At 60.1% G+C, this 20,710-nt stretch carries 15 protein-coding genes; 5 read left to right on the forward strand and 10 right to left on the reverse strand.

Features of this window, described 5'->3' with window-relative positions; genetic code table 11:
* Position 1 precedes the first annotated feature (1 nt).
* The 4 genes from ACYZUD_RS20990 to amaB form a co-directional block, all read right to left on the reverse strand.
* Complete coding sequence (locus ACYZUD_RS20990) at positions 2-916, reverse strand: ABC transporter permease subunit (protein ID WP_059405789.1); 915 nt, start codon at positions 914-916, stop codon at positions 2-4.
* 168 nt (positions 917-1,084) lie between these two features.
* Entirely contained in the window at positions 1,085-2,218 is a 1,134-nt protein-coding gene (locus ACYZUD_RS20995) for a branched-chain amino acid ABC transporter substrate-binding protein (RefSeq protein WP_462019961.1), read from the reverse strand.
* A gap of 364 nt (positions 2,219-2,582) precedes the next feature.
* Positions 2,583-3,866 (reverse strand): L-pipecolate oxidase, encoded by a 1,284-nt coding sequence (amaA, locus tag ACYZUD_RS21000; RefSeq protein ID WP_462019962.1) that lies wholly within the window; start codon positions 3,864-3,866, stop codon positions 2,583-2,585.
* A 153-nt stretch (positions 3,867-4,019) separates the two neighbouring features.
* The gene (gene amaB / locus ACYZUD_RS21005) at positions 4,020-5,510 is read right to left on the reverse strand and encodes an L-piperidine-6-carboxylate dehydrogenase (protein ID WP_462019963.1); all 1,491 of its coding nucleotides are present in this window, start codon (positions 5,508-5,510) and stop codon (positions 4,020-4,022) included.
* A 175-nt stretch (positions 5,511-5,685) separates the two neighbouring features.
* On the opposite strand from amaB, the gene ACYZUD_RS21010 reads away from it, so the two are divergent.
* The 3 genes from ACYZUD_RS21010 to nadE all read left to right on the forward strand — a co-directional run bounded on the left by ACYZUD_RS21010 (position 5,686) and on the right by nadE (position 8,889).
* On the forward strand, positions 5,686-6,594 hold the full coding sequence (locus tag ACYZUD_RS21010; protein WP_462019964.1) for a LysR family transcriptional regulator: 909 nt from the start codon (positions 5,686-5,688) through the stop codon (positions 6,592-6,594).
* A 227-nt stretch (positions 6,595-6,821) separates the two neighbouring features.
* A complete protein-coding gene (gene pncB / locus ACYZUD_RS21015) occupies positions 6,822-8,057 on the forward strand; it encodes a nicotinate phosphoribosyltransferase (RefSeq protein ID WP_462019965.1) in 1,236 nt (411 codons plus the stop codon).
* A gap of 4 nt (positions 8,058-8,061) precedes the next feature.
* Complete coding sequence (nadE, locus tag ACYZUD_RS21020; protein ID WP_462019966.1) at positions 8,062-8,889, forward strand: ammonia-dependent NAD(+) synthetase; 828 nt, start codon at positions 8,062-8,064, stop codon at positions 8,887-8,889.
* 194 nt (positions 8,890-9,083) lie between these two features.
* On the opposite strand, the gene azu is transcribed toward nadE, so the two are convergent.
* Positions 9,084-9,530: an azurin gene (gene azu / locus ACYZUD_RS21025; RefSeq protein ID WP_462019967.1), complete on the reverse strand. Its 447-nt coding sequence runs from the start codon at positions 9,528-9,530 to the stop codon at positions 9,084-9,086.
* 343 nt (positions 9,531-9,873) lie between these two features.
* On the opposite strand from azu, the gene ACYZUD_RS21030 reads away from it, so the two are divergent.
* Together ACYZUD_RS21030 and ACYZUD_RS21035 are read left to right on the forward strand one after the other, a co-directional pair.
* The gene (locus tag ACYZUD_RS21030; protein WP_462019968.1) at positions 9,874-10,461 is read left to right on the forward strand and encodes an LOG family protein; all 588 of its coding nucleotides are present in this window, start codon (positions 9,874-9,876) and stop codon (positions 10,459-10,461) included.
* A gap of 68 nt (positions 10,462-10,529) precedes the next feature.
* A complete protein-coding gene (locus tag ACYZUD_RS21035) occupies positions 10,530-10,721 on the forward strand; it encodes a hypothetical protein (RefSeq protein WP_462019969.1) in 192 nt (63 codons plus the stop codon).
* Between the two features lie 73 nt (positions 10,722-10,794).
* On the opposite strand, the gene ACYZUD_RS21040 is transcribed toward ACYZUD_RS21035, so the two are convergent.
* From ACYZUD_RS21040 to ACYZUD_RS21060, 5 genes are all read right to left on the reverse strand, one after another.
* Positions 10,795-11,172, reverse strand: coding sequence for an NUDIX hydrolase (locus tag ACYZUD_RS21040; RefSeq protein ID WP_462019970.1), 378 nt, complete (start codon positions 11,170-11,172; stop codon positions 10,795-10,797).
* 144 nt (positions 11,173-11,316) lie between these two features.
* Complete coding sequence (locus tag ACYZUD_RS21045) at positions 11,317-12,207, reverse strand: transglutaminase family protein (protein ID WP_462019971.1); 891 nt, start codon at positions 12,205-12,207, stop codon at positions 11,317-11,319.
* Positions 12,207-14,693: a circularly permuted type 2 ATP-grasp protein gene (locus ACYZUD_RS21050; RefSeq protein ID WP_462019972.1), complete on the reverse strand. Its 2,487-nt coding sequence runs from the start codon at positions 14,691-14,693 to the stop codon at positions 12,207-12,209. The genes ACYZUD_RS21045 and ACYZUD_RS21050 overlap by 1 nt, the downstream gene beginning before the upstream one ends.
* A gap of 88 nt (positions 14,694-14,781) precedes the next feature.
* A complete protein-coding gene (locus ACYZUD_RS21055) occupies positions 14,782-18,057 on the reverse strand; it encodes a transglutaminase family protein (protein ID WP_462019973.1) in 3,276 nt (1,091 codons plus the stop codon).
* Positions 18,058-18,360: 303 nt separating this feature from the next.
* Complete coding sequence (locus ACYZUD_RS21060; protein ID WP_462019974.1) at positions 18,361-20,664, reverse strand: YgiQ family radical SAM protein; 2,304 nt, start codon at positions 20,662-20,664, stop codon at positions 18,361-18,363.
* Positions 20,665-20,710: the final 46 nt, after the last annotated feature.

Below are 20,710 nucleotides of genomic sequence, written 5' to 3' on the forward strand. Positions count from 1 at the left end.
CTTACACCTTCGACACAAGAGGACGGCCGAGCAGGCCTTGGGGCCGAAAGACCAGAACGAGAACGAGCAGCGAGAAGCTGAAAACGTCTTTGTAGTCCGAGTTGACCAAACCTGAGAACAGCGATTCGGAGATCCCGAGAATGATCCCGCCAAGCATCGCCCCAGGCAGTGAGCCGATACCTCCGAGGACCGCAGCGGTGAACGCCTTGATGCCAATGACGAAGCCGGCGTAGAAGTCGAACGTGCCGTAGTTCATGGTGATCAGCACGCCGGCCAGGGCCGCCATCGCTGCACCGATGATGAACACGTAGGAAATCACCCGGTCGGTGTTGATCCCCAGGATCGAGGCCATCTTGCGGTCTTGCTGGGTGGCGCGGCACATGCGGCCGAGCTTGGTGTACTTGATGACGTAGGTCAGCAGCGCCATGCCGGCGAACGCGGCGACCAGAATGAAGATCTTGGTGTAGGTGAGCTGGACGAAGCCGGTCCCGACTTCGACTCGCCATGCACCGGTCAGCAGTGTGGGTACACCCTGTTGGCGGGCGCCCTGGGCGATCTGTGCATAGTTTTGCAGGATCAGCGAAATACCGATGGCGCTGATCAGCGGTGCCAGCCGTGTGGAGTTACGCAGCGGTTTGTAGGCGACGCGCTCGATGACCCAGCCATACACCGCCGTGACGACGATGGTGAAGACCAGTGTGCCGAGCATCAGCAAAGGGAAGGATTCAATACCGAAGTATGCCAGCAGAGCCAGACTGATCGCCGCGAGGTACGCAGAGATCATGTAAACCTCGCCATGGGCGAAGTTGATCATGCCGATGATGCCATAGACCATTGTGTAGCCGATGGCGATCAGGCCATAGACCGACCCGAGGGTCAGGCCATTGACCAGTTGCTGCAGGAAAATACCATCCATAACGCAATCTCACGCATTTGAGAGACTGCACAGAAGCCGGGTGCAACGGACCGGGGTTCAGCCGCCGGGGCAACACGGTTGTGTGCAGCTCTACGAGAAAAGACAGGTACTGCACGGACATGTTCTTTGATTGCCCGGCGCACAAGGCGCCGGGCAGATCAGGTCATATCACTTCTGTTTTTCCAGTTGGTGGTATTTGCCGTCCTTGTCCCACTGGTAAACCACGTAGTCGGAGACTTTCAGGTCACCCTTGGCGTCCCAGGTCTTCTCGCCCATCACGGTTTTGACCGGGTTTTTCTTCAGCCACTCGGCCGCTTTTTCGCCGCTGTTGGATTTGGCGCCATTGAAGGCAGCCGCCAGAGTCTGGACCGAAGCGTAGGCATACAGGGTGTAGCCTTCAGGCTCGGTACCGGCCTTGCGGAATGCGTCTACCACGGTCTTGCTGTCTGGCAGCAGACGCGGGTCGGCGCCGAAGGTCATCAGCACGCCGTCGACGTATTGCGGGCCGCCAGCAGTGGTGACCAGTTCGTCGGTCACGATGCCGTCATCGGACATGAATTTCACGTCTTTCAGGCCTTCGGTGCGCAGTTGTTTAACCAGTGGACCGGCTTCCGGGTGCAAGCCACCGAAGTAGACCACGTCGGCACCGGCCGCACGGATCTTGGTCACCACGGCGCTGAAGTCTTTCTCGCCGCGGGTCAGGCCTTCGTACAACACCGGCGTTACGCCGCGCTTGACCAGTTGAGCCTTGGTAGCGTCCGCCAGACCTTGACCGTAGGTGTCTTTGTCGTGCAGAACCACGACTTTCTTGCCCTTGAGCACGTCGACGATGTAGTCGCCAGCCACGATACCTTGCTGGTCGTCACGACCGCACATGCGGAACATGGCGCTCAGGCCGCGTTCGGTCACTTGCGGGTTGGTGGAACCTGGGGTGATAGCAATGATGCCCGCTTCGTCGTAGATCTCGGAAGCCGGGATGGTCGACGAGGAGCAGAAGTGACCGACGACGCCGGCGACTTTCTGGTTGGTCAGGTCCTTGGCGACCGTCACAGCCTGTTTCGGTTCGCAGGCGTCATCGCCCTTGACCAGTACGATTTTTTCCCCGTTTACGCCGCCCGCCGCGTTGACCGCGTCGGCTGCAGCCTGTGCACCCTTCATGTACTGCTCGCCAAATGCCGCGTTGGCGCCTGTCATCGGACCCGCCACACCGATTTTCACATCAGCTTGTGCAAACGCAGAAACACCCAACGCAGCTGCCACTGCGAGGGCCAGAAAGCCTTTCTTGTAAAACGTCTGGGACATGAGGTGGTGCTCCAAGGTTTTTTTTAATTGGCACTGCGACTTCACTGAATGCTCAGAGCAAGGGCCGTGCCATCGGTTTTTTATTCTGAAAAAAGTCGCTGCTTTATTGTTATTTCGACTGTTTCGATCCCATTTTCATTGGGCGTGCAACCGTCTAAACCGCGGAAGGTGAAACCATTTATTTTTAAAGGCGCAACCCGCATGCGCCATCATTGCAACCGCGACGCGAAACGATGTGCAACCAGCCTGTAACAGCCTGCGTCACCGAAGTGCACACTGCTGGTGCGGGACTGCTACAACCCGCACCTTTTACAGGCTAGTCGCTGCGCGAAAAAGCGCCGCTTCCAGCAACAAATTTCAACAATCAAATCACGATCCGCAAGCACTGGCCTGCGTGGTACAGCGAGAACCCGGCTTCATACAAACAGCTGCGCAGGCCCACTCCCGCCAAGGGTTGCATCGGTGCGAACGGAATCGGCAGCGCTTGAGGATTTCCGTTACACAAATAATCGGCAAAGGCTTTGCCGACCACCGTTCCCGTCGTCACGCCCCGGCCGTTGTAACCAGTGACTGCCACTAAACCGGGCGCCGGCTCGAACAGGCGCATCAAGTGATCAGGGGTGAAGGCGATGCAACCGGTCCAGGTGCATTCCCATTCCACCGGCTTAAGGTAGGGAAAATAGTGCTGCTGAACCCGATCGGCCCAGGCCTTGAGAAACCAGGTGGGTTTCTGATTGCCATTACCGAGACTGCCGAGCAGCAGACGACCGTCTTTATCTCGACGAATGCTGCTGAGTACCTGACGGGTGTCCCAGGAGCCCTGGCCGCCGGGCAGGATTTGCTGCGCGGCGTCTTCGGTCAGCGGGACCGACGCGACTTGATAGTAGTAACCGGGGAAGAAGTTGCGCCGCAACTCCGTCCAATCACCTTCGGTATAAGCATTGGAGGCGATGACCACTTGTTCGGCCAGCACCGAACCCTGGGCGGTCTGCACCGACCAGCGCTGACCCTGACGTTCGAGTCGAGTCACCGGGGAATGATCGAACAACTGACCGCCGAGGCCGATGGCCGCTTTGGCCAGCCCCGTGGTGTAGGCCATCGGGTTGATCGTGCCAGCACGCCGGTCAAGCAACGCCGCGGCAATTTTCCTGGTGCCCGTTGCTTGTTCGCAGGCCTGACCAGTCAGCAGTTCCACCGGCGCGCCGCGACGCTTCCATTGTTCTTCACGACTGCGCAAATCGGCTTCGCCACGGGCGTTGTGCGCCATGTGCAGCGTGCCTTCGCGGCGCAACTGGCAATCAATGTTGTATTTGTCGACCAGGCTGAACACCAGGGCCGGCGCCGCGCCCAGCATGCGGTTGAGTTGACTGCCAACCGCTTCGCCAAAACCGGCTTCGATGTCGTCCGGTGGAATCCACATCCCGGCGTTGACCAGCCCGACGTTGCGTCCCGAACCACCATGACCGGCACGATGCGCTTCCAGCACACAGACCGTTTTGCCCTGTTCCAGCAGATGCACCGCCGCCGACAGACCGGTGAAACCGGCGCCGATGACGCAGACATCCACCGCTACCTCGCCTTTGAGCGCCGCGTTATCGGGCCTTTGCGGCGTCAGTTTTTCCCACAGACACTCTTCGCGTAACGGCATTGCCAGACTCCAACAGAAACCTAACCAACACACAGTTCAATTGTAGGAGCGAGCCTGCTCACGATGAACGTTAACGATAACGCGGGTTCGCTGCTTGAACGCGTTGTCCTGACGTTTTTCGCGAGCAAGCTCGCTCCTACAGGGGATCACCGTTTAGTCGAACGTAATACCCTGCGCCAACGGCAACTCCAGCGAATAGTTCACGGTGTTGGTCTGGCGGCGCATGTACCCGCGCCATGCATCGGAACCCGATTCACGACCACCGCCGGTCTCTTTCTCGCCGCCGAACGCGCCACCGATTTCCGCGCCGCTCGGGCCGATGTTGACGTTGGCGATGCCGCAGTCGCTGCCAACCGCCGACATGAACTGCTCGGCTTCACGCACGTCGGTGGTGAAGATGCACGAGGACAGGCCTTGAGGCACCGAGTTGTTCAGGCGCAGGGCTTCGTCGAAATCCTTGTAACCGACCACGTAAAGAATCGGCGCGAACGTTTCGTTGCAGACCACATCGCTCTGCTCCGGCATTTCAACGATGGCCGGTGAGACGTAGTAAGCGTTCGGGTATTTGTCTTCCAGCTGACGCTTGCCGCCGAATACCCGGCCGCCTTCGCTCAAGGCTTGCTCCAGAGCGTCCTGCATGTTTTCGAAGCTGTGTTTGTCGATCAGCGGGCCGATCAGGTTGCCCTCAAGCGGGTTGCCGATGCGGACCTTGGAGTAGGCAGCCTTGAGGCGGGTGACGATTTCGTCCTTCACCGACTCATGGGCAATCAGACGGCGCAGGGTGGTGCAACGCTGACCGGCGGTGCCGACGGCGCTGAACAGGATCGCCCGTACGGCCATGTCCAGGTCGGCGCTTGGGCCGAGGATCATCGCGTTGTTGCCGCCCAGTTCCAGTATGCTGCGAGCGAAACGTGCGGCGATTTTCGGCGCCACTTCGCGACCCATGCGGGTGCTGCCGGTGGCGCTGATCAACGCGACACGCGGGTCATCGACCAACGCTTCGCCGGCATCGCGACCACCAATGATCACCTGGCTCAGGTGCGGTGGAGCGTCGCTGAAGTTCTTCAGTACGCGATCGAACAGCGCCTGGCAGGCCAGTGCGGTCAGCGGGGTTTTTTCCGACGGTTTCCAGATCACCGGGTTACCGCAGACCAGCGCCAGCGCGGTGTTCCAGGCCCAGACAGCGACCGGGAAGTTGAAGGCGCTGATGACGCCGACGACGCCCAGCGGGTGCCAGGTTTCGCGCATGTGGTGACCAGGACGCTCGGAGGCGATGGTCAAACCGTACAGCTGACGGGACAGACCGACGGCGAAGTCGCAGATGTCGATCATTTCCTGAACTTCACCCAGGCCTTCCTGAGTAATCTTGCCGGCTTCCCAGGAAACCAGCTCACCGAGGTCGGCCTTGTATTCACGCAGGATGTCGCCCAGTTGGCGTACCAGTTCGCCACGACGCGGTGCCGGAACCTTGCGCCACAATTCGAACGCATGATCCGCACGACTGATGTGCTGCTCGACTTCAGCAGCGCCTTCCCAGTTCACGGCAGCGATCCGGCTGCCGTCGATCGGCGAATGCACCGGCACTTTGCCGTTCTGGTACAGGGCCGGGTTCACACCAAGACGATCAAGCAATGCGGCAACCATGGGTCACTCCTCAAGCAAAAAACGGAAAACGTGCAGCCGGATTATTTCGACTGATCAGACCTGTAGTTGTAGCGCCCCCGAGACGAGCCAACAAACGACCTTTAAGAGAGATATCATTCCGTTTATTCATGCTTCGCATCGCTGGCAACAAAGTAAAGAAGAAAAAGGACCACCCATGCTTAATAAACGCTACTTGCCGTCGATCACAGCGCTGCAGTGTTTCGAGGCCGTGACCCGGCATTTGAGTTTCACCCGGGCCGCCGAAGAGCTGAACCTGACCCAGAGCGCCGTCAGTAAACAGGTCGCGCAACTCGAGGAGTTGTTGCAGCACTTGCTGTTCCGCCGGGTGCGCCGACGCCTGCAAATGACCCCGGCTGGCGATTTGTACCTGGTGGAAGTACGAAAAATCCTCACGCAGGTCGAGATGTCGACCCATTACCTGCGTTCCTACGGCGGTGAAACTGAAGTCTTGCGCGTCTCGACGCCTCCGACCTTCGGTGCTCGCTGGCTGGTGCCTCGCTTGAAAGGCTGGCGCCTGCGCCATCCGTCGATCCATCTGGACCTGTGCAGCGAACAGGAAGCCGACGACCTGTTGCAGGGCCGCAGCGACCTGGCGTTCTATTTCGGCCAGGGCTCAAGGCCCGGCACTGAATGCCTGAAGCTGTTCGGCGAGGAACTGGTGCCGGTCTGCGCACCGGGTAGCCTGCCGCAGACGCCATTCACCGATCCGACGCAACTCACCGACCTGGTCCTGCTGCAAAACGCCTCCCGTCCCCAGGCCTGGCATGACTGGTTTGACAGTCAGGGCTATCACACCGAGCACAGCTACCACGGCCCGCGCTTCGAAACCTTTTATATGTGCATCCGCGCAGCGCAAGTCGGCTGCGGCGTAGCGCTGTTGCCACGCTTTCTGGTGGAAGAGGAATTGGCCGACGGCAAACTGGTCATACCCTGGCAGCACGCGATGCCCAGTAGCGATGCCTACTACCTGGCGTACCCGGAGCATTCCGCCGAAGTACCCAAGGTGCGGGATTTTGTGAAGTGGATGCTAGAGCAGATTGATACCCCCACATCCACCAACTAACCCCTGTAGGAGCTGTCGAGTGAAACGAGGCTGCGATCTTTTGATCTTGTTTTTAAAAAGCAAAATCAAAAGATCACAGCCTCGTTTCACTCGACAGCTCCTACAAGTAGATTCGCCGGTGCAAAAAACGCTGGCATTTCTCACCACTGATATGCGCCACTAGCCCCATTCATTGAACAGCTGAAACGTCGCTGCCAAGGGCCGCGACCAGCCTGGAGAACCCCGTTATGAGCGAGAGTGTGTTTGCCGATCGCATCGTGCAGAACCTGCTCGACACCGACTTCTACAAACTGACGATGATGCAGGCGGTGCTGCACAACTACCCGAACGTGGAAGTCGAATGGGAGTTTCGTTGCCGTAACAGTGAGGATCTGCGCCCGTATCTGGCGGAAATCCGCTTCCAGATCGAACGTCTGGCCGAGCTGAGCCTGAGCGCCGACCAGCTGAGTTTCATGGAGCGCATCAGTTTCATGAAGCCGGACTTCCTGCGTTTTCTCGGGTTGTTCCGCTTCAACCTGCGCTACGTTCACACCGGTATTGAAAACGGCGAATTGTTCATCCGCCTGCGCGGGCCGTGGCTGCATGTCATTTTGTTCGAAGTGCCGTTGCTGTCCATCGTCAGCGAAGTGCGCAATCGCTATCGCTACCGGGAAGTCGTCCTGGAACAGGCCCGCGAGCAGCTCTATCGCAAGTTCGACTGGCTGACCGCCAACGCCGGCAGCGACGAATTGTCCGAATTGCAGGTAGCCGATTTCGGCACTCGCCGTCGCTTTTCATACCGGGTGCAGGAAGAAGTGGTGAACGTGCTCAAGCACGACTTCCCCGGACGTTTCGTCGGCACCAGCAACGTGCATTTGTCTCGGGAACTGGACATGAAACCGTTGGGCACCATGGCCCACGAATGGATCATGGCCCATCAGCAACTCGGCCCGCGACTCATCGACAGCCAGATTGCCGCCCTCGATTGCTGGGTCCGCGAGTACCGTGGCTTGCTGGGGATCGCCCTGACGGACTGCATCACTACCGATGCCTTCCTCAGCGATTTCGATCTGTATTTCGCCAAGCTCTTCGACGGCTTGCGTCATGATTCCGGTGATCCCGTGTTGTGGGCAGAAAAGGCCATCGCTCACTATCACAAGCTTGGCATCGACCCGATGAGCAAGACCCTGGTGTTTTCCGACAGCCTGACGCTGCCCAAATCCCTGGAGATTTTTCGCGCGCTGCGTGGTCGGATCAATGTCAGCTTCGGCATCGGCACCAACCTGACATGCGATATTCCGGGTGTCGAACCGATGAGCATCGTGCTTAAAATGACGGCCTGCAACGGTCAGCCGGTGGCAAAGATCTCCGATGAGCCTGGCAAGACTCACTGCAAAGACCCGAATTTCGTCGCTTATTTGCGACACGTTTTCAAAGTACCTGCCTCCCTTTCCAGCACATCTGGCATTTCAAGCAAGGAGTGAATTCATGCAAGCCGTACAGCGTGAGATTGCTGAGCAGCTCAAGGTTCAACCACCATTCGCCAACGACGATGCCCTCGAGGCGGAAGTGGCCCGGCGGATCGTCTTCATTCAGGATTGCCTGGTCAATTCCGGACTCAAGACCCTGGTGCTGGGCATCAGCGGCGGCGTCGATTCCCTGACCGCCGGCCTGTTGGCCCAGCGCGCCATGCGCGAACTGCGCACACGTACCGGCGACGATAGTTACAAGTTCGTCGCCGTGCGCCTGCCGTACGAAACTCAGTTCGATGAACACGACGCCCAGGCCTCGGTTGACTTCATCGCCCCGGACGAGCGTCACACGGTCAACATCGGCCCGGCGGTCAAATCCCTGGCCAATGAAGTCGCGGCTTTCGAAGGCAAGCACGCGGTCTCGGTGGATTTCGTGCTCGGCAACACCAAGGCGCGGATGCGCATGGTCGCGCAGTACACCATCGCTGGCGCGGCGCATGGGCTGGTGATCGGCACCGATCATGCGGCGGAAGCGGTCATGGGCTTTTTCACCAAGTTCGGTGACGGTGCCTGCGACCTCGCTCCGTTGAGCGGTCTGGTGAAAAACCAGGTCCGAGCCATCGCCCGCAGCTTCGGCGCACCGGAATCATTGGTGGAAAAAATCCCGACGGCCGACCTTGAAGACCTGTCGCCCGGCAAGCCGGACGAAGCGTCCCACGGCGTGACCTACGCCGAGATCGACGCGTTCCTGCACGGCGAGCCGGTGCGTGATGAGGCCTTCAAGATCATCTGCGAGACGTACAAAAAGACTCATCACAAGCGCGTGATGCCGTTCGCGCCTTGAATCGCCCCCTATAGAAACGTGTAGGAGCTGTCGAGTGAAACGAGGCTGCGATCTTTTGATCTTGCTTTCAGGATTAAAATCAAAAGATCGCAGCCTCGTTTCACTCGACAGCTCCTACAAGGATTCGGGCTGGCCTACGAACGAGCACAAAAAAAGCGTCCCAAGTGGACGCTTTTTTTGTGCGCTCGATTCGATTACTTCAGGGTAACCGTGCCTTTCATCATCGAGATGTGGCCCGGGAACGAGCAGAAGAAGCCGTACGCTTCGCCAGCGGCCAGCTTCGACACGTCGAAGGTCACCGAGTCTTTTTCGCCAGCACCGATGATTTTGGTGTGAGCGATGATGCGCGCGTCACCTGCCGGCAGATAGTCCTTGTCGATACCCGCGGCCAGGCCAGCGGTGGCGATCGGCTGCATGTCAGCCTCTTTGCTCAGCACCCAGTTATGGCCCATGACGTTTTTTGGCAGGCTGCCGGAGTGGGTCAGCTCAACGGTGAACGTCTTGCAGCTTTTGTCGATTTCGATGGCCTTGGTGTTGAAGGACATCTGATCGGTGGAGTCGATCGTGGTTTTGCACTCGGCAGCCATCAATTGGCTGCTGGCCAGTGTCAGCAGGGATACCGCAACAAGTTTGGCAAACATGGTGAATCTCCAAGGCAGGGTTAATAAAAGTGCGAATGGACAGAAGACTGCCTGAAATCTTCGCAAGTTCCTATGACCTGAATCAAAAATTGTATACAACTTTCGAGCTATGACACCTATCGAAACAATCTACCAGCCAGACGTCTAGGGCGGCCCTATCATCTGGTCGTCATCCCTCATCTGGAGCGTCTGTCATGTCCTTCAACAGTCTTTTGCGCAGCTTGCTCGCCGCCTATGCCTGCGGCGCCAGCGGCACTTACGAAACACCTGAACGCGAAGTTTAGACCTTGGAGCGCCGCTTGCCTGCCTTTACTCTGTGGCCATCCCGTCCATGGAGTAAGGCATGTCTTTAGCATCCGTTTGTGTATTTTGCGGTGCCAGCACCGGCACCAACCCGGCTTATCGTGAAGCGGCTATCGCCCTGGGGCGAGCGTTGGCCGAGCGTAAGCTGACCCTGGTCTATGGCGGCGGCGCTGTCGGCCTGATGGGGATCGTCGCCGATGCCGCACTGGCGGCCGGTGGCGAAGTGATCGGGATCATCCCGCAAAGCCTCAAAGACAAGGAAATCGGCCACAGCGGCCTGACCCGCCTGGAAGTCGTCGACGGCATGCATGCGCGCAAGGCACGGATGGCCGAGCTCAGCGATGCATTCATCGCGCTGCCCGGCGGCCTGGGGACACTGGAAGAACTGTTCGAAGTCTGGACCTGGGGCCAGCTCGGCTACCACGGCAAACCGCTGGGACTGCTGGAAGTGAACGGTTTCTACAGCAAATTGACCGGTTTTCTTGATCATATCGTCGGCGAAGGCTTCGTTCGCGAAGCGCACCGTGACATGCTGCAAGTGAGCGAATCGCCGCAAACCCTGCTCGATGCTCTGGACGCCTGGCGGCCGACAGTGGTGCCGAAGTGGACAGAGCAAAAACCCAGCTAACGGCTCGGCACCGATACAGGGCAGAATATGCGCCGCTCAACCTCACCTTCGACCCCAGAGGATCGCCCATGGCTAAACCTAATTATTCCTTCGCCAAACGTCAGAGAGACTTGGCCAAGGAGCAGAAGAAAGAGGAAAAGCTTCAGCGCAAGAAAGCTACAGCTGAAGAAGAAGCAGCAGCACTGAACCCGGATGCAGAAGGCGAAGTGGCGGCAGAAGCTGATGTTGAAGCACCGAAAGATCAGGCGCCCGACGCCTGAGACCCTCAGGGCCCAATGATCTGATCAGGCCCACCGGATCTGTGTCCAGGGTCAGCAGCGATGTTGCTGACCCTCACAGGCCCAACGCTTTGCCAATCGAATCGCGATAACCCTGGGGCAAGTTGGCCGGCAAACGCTGCGGATCAAACAGCCCGATCTCCTTGTGCTCATGACTGATCGTCGGCACGAAACCGCCCAGCAACTGGCAGCGGTAGGTCGAGATGAACACGTATTTGCCGGGGATCACCTCGAACAGATAGGAGTCCAGCGGCTCTCCCACAACGACCTCAACATCCAGTTCCTCTGCGATTTCCCGTGCCAGACAGACGGGTGCTGTCTCGCCCAACTCGATTCGTCCGCCCGGTAGCTCCCATTCGTCACGCTCATTGAGCATCAGCACGATCAGGCCATCGGGGGATTGCAGCACGCCTTTGATTGAAACCGGGAACATCAGAAATCCTCGTTCGATAGCTCAACACTGCCCCCTGTAGGAGCGAGCTTGCTCGCGATGTCGTTAACGATAACGCTGCAAGCCTGCCCCCCCCGGCGCTCTCAGGTTCATCGCGAGCAAGCTCGCGCCTACAGGGGTCCTTCGTTACTCCAGTGGCATCACGGTGACACTGACTTCCGGGTCATGGTTGCCGCCCCCAAGAATCACCCCGCGCAACGGCGAAACATCGGAAAAGTCCCGGCCCCAGGCCAGGGTGATGTGTTCCAGTGCCGGTTGTACGTTGTTGGTCGGGTCGAAATCCACCCAGCCCAGTACCGGGCAGAACACCGAGATCCAGGCATGGGACGCGTCGGCGCCGATCAGTCGCGGCTGGCCCGGTGGTGGCTGGGTCAGCAGATAGCCGCTGATATACCGCGCCGCCAATCCACGGGATCGCACGCAGGCGAGCATCAGGTGAGCGAAGTCCTGGCAAACCCCGCGTCGGCGCTCCAGCACTTCCACCAGTGGCGTCGCCACCTGGGTTGCTTCGGCATCGAAGGTGAATTCGTTGAAGATTTTTTCCATCAATGCCTGGACGCCCAAAAGCAATGGTCGACCCGCCGGAAAGCAGCTTTCTGAAAACTCGACAAAGTTGCGTTTCAAATGCACGTAGGGCGATTCGAACCGGTAACGGCAAGCTTCCAACAATTCAGGAGAAAGCGGCTGACTGCTGTAAGTCAGCGCGTTGCGGGTCTCTTCCCAGGCCGGGGACTGATTGAAGTCGAGCGTTGGCCGGGCCAGCACTTCGACGGTGAGCCGGGCGTTGACCAGCAGTTCATCGTGCGGCCGCTCGAATGCCAACCGGGTCAGCGGATTGCCGAACACGTCCAGCTCATCCCGGCGTGAAGTCGGCTCCGGACTGATCTGTAATTGCTGCTCGGTACAGCGCTGCCAAGGACACGCCCGCGGCCACAGGTGCGCCAGTTGCTGGGCCAGGGACACCGGGCTGTCGTAGTGATAATGGGTGTCGTGAAAAATCTGGTAGTGGGCGCTCATCAGACGGACACCGTGCGCTGGCTGACATCATCGACATGGGCAAAATGGCGCAAGGCCAGGCGATCCGACACTTGTCCGCTGGCATCGGCGATCTCTTGCAGCAGATCGGCCAGCCCCTCGACAGCAGCACGAACACTGGCTTCACCGAACAGCGGGTTTTCCAGGCAGCCCAGATCGAAGCGCGCCAGGCGCTCCACCAGTTGCGGCAGACCGGCTTCGCGGGGCGCGCCAAAATCATCGTTCAAGCGTTTAAGGGTACGGGTCACCAGCTTCAACTGGAACAGCACGGCGTGGGGGTTCTGCTCGTCGAGCAGCAAAAGGTCCAGCACCGGAATCAATTGCGCCACCGCCAGATAACGCGAACGGTAGGTGATGCTGCTGTTGCCCAGTTCCAGTAGCCATTCCAGCCCGGCCTGATCGAACGCCCCGGCGCCGCGCAGAAACGCCGCCAGACTGCCGCTGAGAAACTGCAGGCGCTCGATCCGCCGACCGATCATCAGGAAGCGCCAGCCCTCGTCCCGGGTCATGTCGTCCAGGGCAAAGCCGGATAACGCCGCCAGGGACATCACCAGCCGATTGAGGAAATCCAGCAGCTCGCCGAAGTCCGGCTCCTCGGTTTCCAGTTCCATGGCTTCGCGTTGCAGCTCCACCAGCGCCTGCCAGTTTTCCCGCGAAAGCTTGCCGCGCACTTGCGAAGCCGCCCACTGCAGGCGCTGCAGGTTGGAGCGCAAGCTGAACGGCCAGTCATCGCCGAGCAACGCCGCCAGCAACCGCTCCGGCAACTCGCCTTCATCGGGCAACAACATCAGCCGCTCGCCGAGATCGACCGCCGCTTCCAGGGCTTGTGGGTCATCGCCATCGACGTACCGCGCCAACATGATCCGCAGCAACCGCGCGCTGTCATCGCAGCGTTCGCAATAGCGGCCGAACCAGAACAGGTTTTCCACCACCCGCGACGGCAGATAGGGATCACGCCGCACCAGATCGTGAACGCCAATATTGCGCTGGGCCTTCCATTGTTCGCCGCTCGGCGGACGATCCCCCAGCACCCAGGTGTCCTTGCTCGCGCCGCCGCGCTGCATCGATACCACTTCAGCGTCAGCTTCGGCGGCAACCCGGGTCAGGCCGCCGGGCAGGACGCGATAACCGTCCCGACTCGCCACCGCATACACGCGCATGCCGATGGCTCGGGGTTGCAGTTGACCGTCCTCGGCCTGCCAGATTGGCGCCTGGGACAGTTGCGCAAGTTCTTGCGCCACATAGGCATAAGGCCGCGCCTGCATGCGCTCAGCCAGGGCCTGACGCTGTTTTTCACTCAAATCCCGACCAAATACCGGAGCAAAGCTCTGGGACGGGAACGCCGGTTTGATCAGTAACTCCGGCAGTTTTTCCAGGGCCTGGGCCAGTACCGGCGCTTCACCGCACCACCAGGTGGCGATGGAGGGCAGGATCAGTTCCTCGCCAAACAGGAACTGATTGATCCTGGGCAGAAAGCCCAGCAATCCCGGCGACTCCAGCACACCGCTGCCGAGGGCGTTGGCCACCAGCACTCGCCCTTGGCGTACCGCTTCCAGCAACCCCGGCACGCCAAGGGCCGAGTCGGTGCGCAGCTCAAGCGGATCGCAGAAATCATCGTCGAGCCGCCGCATGATCGCGTGGACCCTACGCAGGCCGCTCAAGGTTTTCAGGTAGACCGTGGCATCGCGCACCGTCAGGTCGCCACCCTCCACCAGCGGATAACCGAGCTGCCGCGCCAGATACAGGTGTTCGAAGTAGCTTTCGTTGAAACGTCCCGGCGTCAGCAACACCACCAACGGCACATCGTTGTCGCTCGGTGCCTGACGGGCCAGGGTTTCCTGAAGCGTGCGAAAGAACCCGGCCAGATGCTGCACTTTCAGATCGCGGTACAACTCGGGAAAGGCCCGGGACACGATAGTGCGGTTTTCCAGGGCGTATCCAGCACCGGACGGCGCTTGAGTCCGATCCGCCGTCACCCACCAGCGACCATCGGGCGTGCGCGCCAGATCCACGGCGTACAGATGCAGAAAGGCCCCGTCGGGCGGCGTGATGCCCTGACAGGGCCAGAGGAAATTGTTGTGACCGAACACCAGCTCGGCAGGCAACAGGCCTTCGGCGATCAACCGTTGCGGCCCGTAAAGATCCGCCAGCACGGCGTTGAGCAATCGAGCCCGCTGGGCGATGCCCGCCGACAACTGCGCCCACTCATCGGCGGCAATCACATGCGGAAGCAGATCGAGTTCCCACGGCCGATCGGCACCCTTGGGATCGGCGTAGACGTTATAGGTCACACCGTTTTCCTGGATCTGCCGGGTCAGCAGCGCCTGACGCTGCACCAACTGCGCTGGCGTGCTGCGTTGCAATTGGTCGAACAGCCGACGCCAGTGCGGGCGCACGGCGCCGCTGTCGTCGAGCAGTTCGTGATAAGTGCCCGCCGTCAGCGGGTAGCGGTCAAGCAGGTCAGGCATGGAAAGCTCGGCAGACAACAAAGAACGGTCAGACTAACGCAGGCTCATGACGCCCGGATATACGAAAAATCCGAGCGTCGTGTACGGTTTAGAAACGTCGTAAATCGAGAGTCATCGGCAGCTCGTCATTAATTTCCAGAATCGGTATAGGAAGTTTCCCAGGGCTGTGTCCGATGCGGAAGAATCGCGCCATCCGCCGGCTCTCGGCCTCATTGGCGTTCACCGGCAGGCTGTCGTAGTTGCGCCCGCCGGGATGGGCGACGTGGTACTGACAGCCACCCAGCGAGCGCTGCATCCAGGTGTCGAGCAGGTCGAACACCAGCGGCGCGTGGACGGGGATGGTCGGCTGCAGGCAGTTGGCCGGTTGCCAGGCGCGGAAACGCACGCCGGCGACGAACTCGCCAACCCGCCCGGTCGGCTGCAACGGCACCGGAATGCCATTGCAGGTCAACAGATAGCGTTGCGGCGGCAGGCCGGTGAGCTTGACCTGCAAACGCTCCAGGGACGAATCCACATAACGCACCGTGCCGCCGACCGCACCCTCCTCGCCCAGCACATGCCATGGCTCAAGCGCCTGACGCACTTCCAGTTCGATACCGCTGACCGCGTAATCGCCAACCTTGGGAAAACGGAACTCCAGATGCGCCGCGAACCACTCGGCCCGCACCGGATAACCGGCAGCGTTGAGATCGACGATGACGTCGGCAAAATCTTGCTCGATAAAGTGTGGCAACAGGAACCGGTCGTGCAGCTCAGTGCCCCAGCGCGCCAGTTTCGGCGGCGCATAAGGCTCGCGCCAGAACCGCGCAACCAGTGCCCGCAGCAACAACTGCTGAGCCAGGCTCATGCGCGCATGGGGCGGCATTTCGAAGGCGCGCAACTCAAGTAATCCCAGACGACCGGTGGCGCCGTCCGGCGAATAGAGTTTGTCGATGCAGAACTCGGCGCGATGGGTGTTGCCGGTGACGTCGATCAGCAAGTTGCGCAGCAGACGATCCACCAGCCACGGCGCGCATTCCTCGCCCGGTTCAGGCATTTGGGCGAAGGCAATTTCCAACTCGTACAAGGCATCGTTGCGCGCTTCATCCACTCGCGGCGCCTGAGACGTCGGGCCGATGAATAGTCCGGAAAACAGGTAGGACAACGACGGGTGGTTATGCCAGTAGCTGATCAGACTGCGCAGCAAATCGGGACGGCGCAGAAAAGGTGAGTCAGCCGGGGTCGCGCCCCCCAGTACGAAATGGTTACCGCCGCCGGTGCCGGTGTGCCGGCCGTCGATCATGAATTTCTCGGTGGTCAGGCGGGTCTGACGGGCTTCTTCGTACAGGAATTCGGTGCGTTCGACCAACTCATCCCAAGTGGCGGACGGCTGCACGTTGACCTCGATCACGCCCGGATCCGGGGTGATGCGGAAGTTGCTCAGGCGTGGATCACTCGGCGGTTCGTAGCCTTCCAGTAACACCGGGCAATGCAGTTCTTCTGCGGTGGCTTCGATGGCAGCGACCAGTTCCAGATAGTCCTCGACCCGCTCCAGCGGTGGCATGAACAGGTACAACCGCCCTTCCCGCGCTTCAGCGCAAAACGCGGTGCGAGTGAGCCAGTCGGCGGATTCGTCGATCTTCGGCTCTCGATCAACCGCCTCGGCAGGTGCACGCGGGCTATTCAACTGCGTGGTGTCTGGAAGCGGCGGGAAGTCCTGGTTCGGATCGTTGGGATGGATGAACGGATATTCCGCCGCCTTCACCCAAGGCTGCGAGCCGAGCGGCAAGCGATAACCCAGCGGCGAATCCCCCGGCACTAACCGGCAGTGTTCATCGCGTAGATACCAGCGACCGCTTTGCCACTGATCTCCCTTGGCGGTGCGCGCGAGCGGCAGCACCTGACCGATGACCTTGTCCAGGCCCTGGCTGAAGACTTTGCGCAGTCGCGCACGCTCCAGCGGCTCCTCCAGACGTGAGTCTTCGGCGCTGACGTTCTGCGGCAAAGCGCCTTCGCGCCAGAGGTAATAGAAATTATCTTCGTAGGCTGGAAACACAAACCGTGTCGGAATTTTCAGGCGTTCGGCGACACTCGCCAGAAAACGCCCAGCCAGTTCGCCATCGGCACCGTAGTCTTCGTGCTCATCGGCGATCAGCGCGCTGTTGTGCCAGATCGGCACGCCGTCGCGGCGCCAGTAACAGTTGAGCGACCAGCGTGGCAGTTGTTCACCGGGGTACCACTTGCCCTGACCGAAATGCACCAGGCCTTTGGGCGCGTAGTGCTTGCGCATGCGCTGGAACAGCTCGGCAGATAAGCGCCGTTTGTCCGGCCCCAGTGCTGCAGTGTTCCACTCGGCGCCGTCCGGGTCATCGATAGAGACGAACGTTGGCTCGCCGCCCATGGTCAGGCGTACGTCACCCTCCAGCAAGTCGGCATCGATCTGCCGACCCAAGGCCTGGATCGCCAGCCACTGATCTTCGGTGTAGGGCTTTGTAACCCGAGGAGCCTCCCAAATTCGCTCCACGGACATTTCGTGGGTGAATTCGCATTCGCACGGTTCCACCAAGCCACTGATCGGTGCCGCAGAGCCCGGATCGGGACTACACGCCAACGGAATGTGTCCTTCACCGGCAAACAGCCCTGAGGTCGCGTCCAGGCCGATCCAGCCGGCACCGGGCAAATAGACCTCGCACCAGGCGTGCAGGTCGGTGAAGTCCACCTCGGTGCCCGATGGACCGTCGAGGCTTTTCACGTCGGCGGTGAGCTGAATCAGATAGCCGGAGACGAAACGCGCCGCCAGACCGAGGTTGCGCAGCAGTTGCACCAGCAACCATGCCGAATCGCGACAGGAACCGGAAGCATGTTCGAGGGTGTGCTCCGGCGTCTGCACGCCGGGTTCCATGCGAATCAGGTAGCCGATGTCGTCGCTCAGGCGCTGATTCAGTGCAACGAGGAAATCCACGCTGGGCAAAGGCGTGCGGTCGATGCCGTCCAGATAGGCCTTGAATTTCGGCGTCAGGGGCAAGGTTTCCAGGTACGGCGCCAGTTCCTTGCGCTCGTCCGCGGCGTAGATGAAAGGAATCTTTTCCGCGTAGGGCTCAAGGAAGAAGTCGAACGGATTGAACACCGCCATTTCCGCCAGCAGGTCGACTTCGATCCGCAGCTCATCGGTTTTCTCCGGGAACACCAACCGCGCCAGGTAGTTGCCCTGAGGGTCCTGCTGCCAGTTGATAAAGTGCTGCTCGGGCGAGACTTTCAGCGCATAGGACAGTATCCGCGTGCGACTGTGGGCGGCCGGGCGCAGGCGAACGATCTGCGGACCGAGCTCGACGGCGCGGTCGTAGCGGTAATGCGTGACATGGTGCAATGCGACATGGATCGACACGGCGTGCCTCCTGCGAGCCTTAAGCGTATTGGAAAGCGCGCAAGACTTATGCCATCCAGCGGCGCTGGCGCTTTCTCCGGTTGCTTGAGGCAGTACAGCACCAAAATCGGGCGATGCGGGAAATTGGTTTGGAAGAGTTGCACGCAAATGTGGCGAAGATCAAAAGATCGCAGCCTTCGGCAGCTCCTACAAGGTGTACGCCATACCAATGTAGGAGCTGCCGAAGGCTGCGATCTTTTGCTTTGAGGCACAACGCAAAAACGCCAACCCGAAGGTTGGCGTTCTGTTGTCAACGGTCAGCGTTTAGCGCGGCACAACCGGCTTGCGCGCAGGCTTCGGTCCTTTGCCTTTGGCCGCGTCCTTGCGCTCCTTGGCCGCCTGCTGATTGCGGGCGAACGCCGCAGCCTTGGCCTGTTCACGCTTGTCCCACGGGTTGCCGCCATCGCTGCCACGCGGTGGCAGGCCAGTGTGCTGGGTCAGGATCTTGGTAGTCTTTTCCTGAGCCACTTTATGGCTGCCGGCCGGCGTCGAGTTCTTGCGACGGGCGCTCTGGTAGCTATCGGTCGCGGGCTGATGCAGCGGGATCAACTGGTTCTTGCCCGGCCCGATCAGGTCGGCGCGGCCCATGCGGGTCAGCGCTTCACGCAACATTGGCCAGCCTTTCGGATCGTGATAACGCAAGAACGCCTTGTGCAGACGACGCTGCTCTTCGCTCTTGACGATGGTCACGGTGTCGCTCTTGTAAGTCACCTTACGCAGCGGGTTCTTGCCCGAGTGGTACATCGCGGTGGCGGTGGCCATCGGCGACGGGTAGAACGCCTGCACCTGGTCGGCGCGGAAGCCGTTGCCCTTGAGCCACAGGGCCAGGTTCATCATGTCTTCGTCGGTGGTGCCCGGGTGGGCGGCGATGAAGTACGGAATCAGGTACTGCTCTTTCCCGGCTTCCTTGGAGTACTTCTCGAACATGCGCTTGAACTTGTCATAGCTGCCGATGCCCGGTTTCATCATCTGATTGAGCGGACCTTCCTCGGTGTGTTCCGGGGCGATCTTCAGGTAACCACCCACGTGGTGGGTCACCAGCTCTTTGACGTATTCCGGCGATTCGACCGCGAGGTCATAGCGCAGGCCGGAAGCGATCAGGATCTTCTTCACACCCGGCAAGGCACGGGCGCTGCGGTACAGCTGGATCAGCGACGAGTGGTCGGTGTTCAGGTTCGGGCAGATGCCGGGGAACACGCACGATGGCTTGCGGCACGCGGATTCGATTTCCGGGCTCTTGCAGGCGATGCGGTACATGTTCGCGGTCGGGCCGCCGAGGTCGGAAATGACGCCGGTGAAGCCTGGCACCTTGTCGCGGATCTCTTCGATTTCGCGAATGATCGACTCTTCTGAACGGTTCTGGATGATCCGGCCTTCGTGCTCGGTGATCGAGCAGAAGGTGCAGCCACCGAAGCAGCCACGCATGATGTTCACCGAGAAACGGATCATGTCGTAGGCGGGGATCTTTTCCTTGCCGTACGCCGGGTGCGGAATGCGCGCATAGGGCATGCCGAACACGTAGTCCATTTCTTCAGTAGTCATCGGAATCGGCGGTGGGTTGAACCAGACGTCGACTTCACCGTGCTTCTGTACCAGCGCACGGGCGTTGCCCGGGTTGGTTTCCAGGTGAAGCACGCGGTTGGCGTGAGCATAAAGCACTGCGTCGCCACGGACTTTCTCGACCGATGGCAAACGGATTACCGTCTTGTCGCGCGTCATTTTCGGGCTCGCCAGGATCTGCACGACCTTGGCTTCGCTCGGGTCTTCAACCGGCCCCTTTTCCTGCTCGATGGCGCAGGCCTGGGTGTCCTGGGTGTTGACATACGGGTTGATGATCTTGTCGATCTTGCCCGGACGGTCGATACGCGTGGAGTCCACTTCGTACCAGTCTTTCGGCGTATCACGACGGATGAACGCGGTGCCGCGCACGTCGGTGATGTCTTCGATCTTGTGACCGTAGGACAGACGCTGGGCAACTTCGACGATCGCACGCTCGGCGTTGCCGTAGAGCAGGATGTCAGCGCAGGCGTCGATCAGGATCGAGTTGCGCACCCGGTCCTGCCAGTAATCGTAGTGGGCGATGCGGCGCAGGGAGGCTTCGATGCCACCGAGCACGATCGGCACGTTCTTGTAGGCTTCCTTGCAGCGCTGGCTGTAAACCAGGCTCGCGCGGTCCGGCCGTTTGCCCGCCATGCCACCGGGGGTGTAGGCGTCGTCGGAGCGGATTTTCTTGTCGGCGGTGTAGCGGTTGATCATCGAGTCCATGTTGCCGGCCGCGACGCCGAAGAACAGGTTCGGCTCGCCGAGCTTCATGAAGTCGTCTTTGGACTGCCAGTTGGGCTGGGCGATGATCCCGACGCGGAAGCCCTGGGACTCCAGCAGCCGGCCGATGATCGCCATGCCGAACGACGGATGGTCAACGTACGCATCACCGGTGACGATGATGATGTCGCAGGAATCCCAGCCAAGCTGATCCATCTCCTCCCTGCTCATCGGCAGGAATGGCGCGGGACCGAAACATTCGGCCCAGTACTTGGGATAGTCAAATAACGGCTTGGCTGCTTGCATGACGATGACCGGTGTTGAGATGAAAAATCGCGGGCGCGGAATATAG

The organism is Pseudomonas sp. XS1P51 (assembly GCF_054897845.1).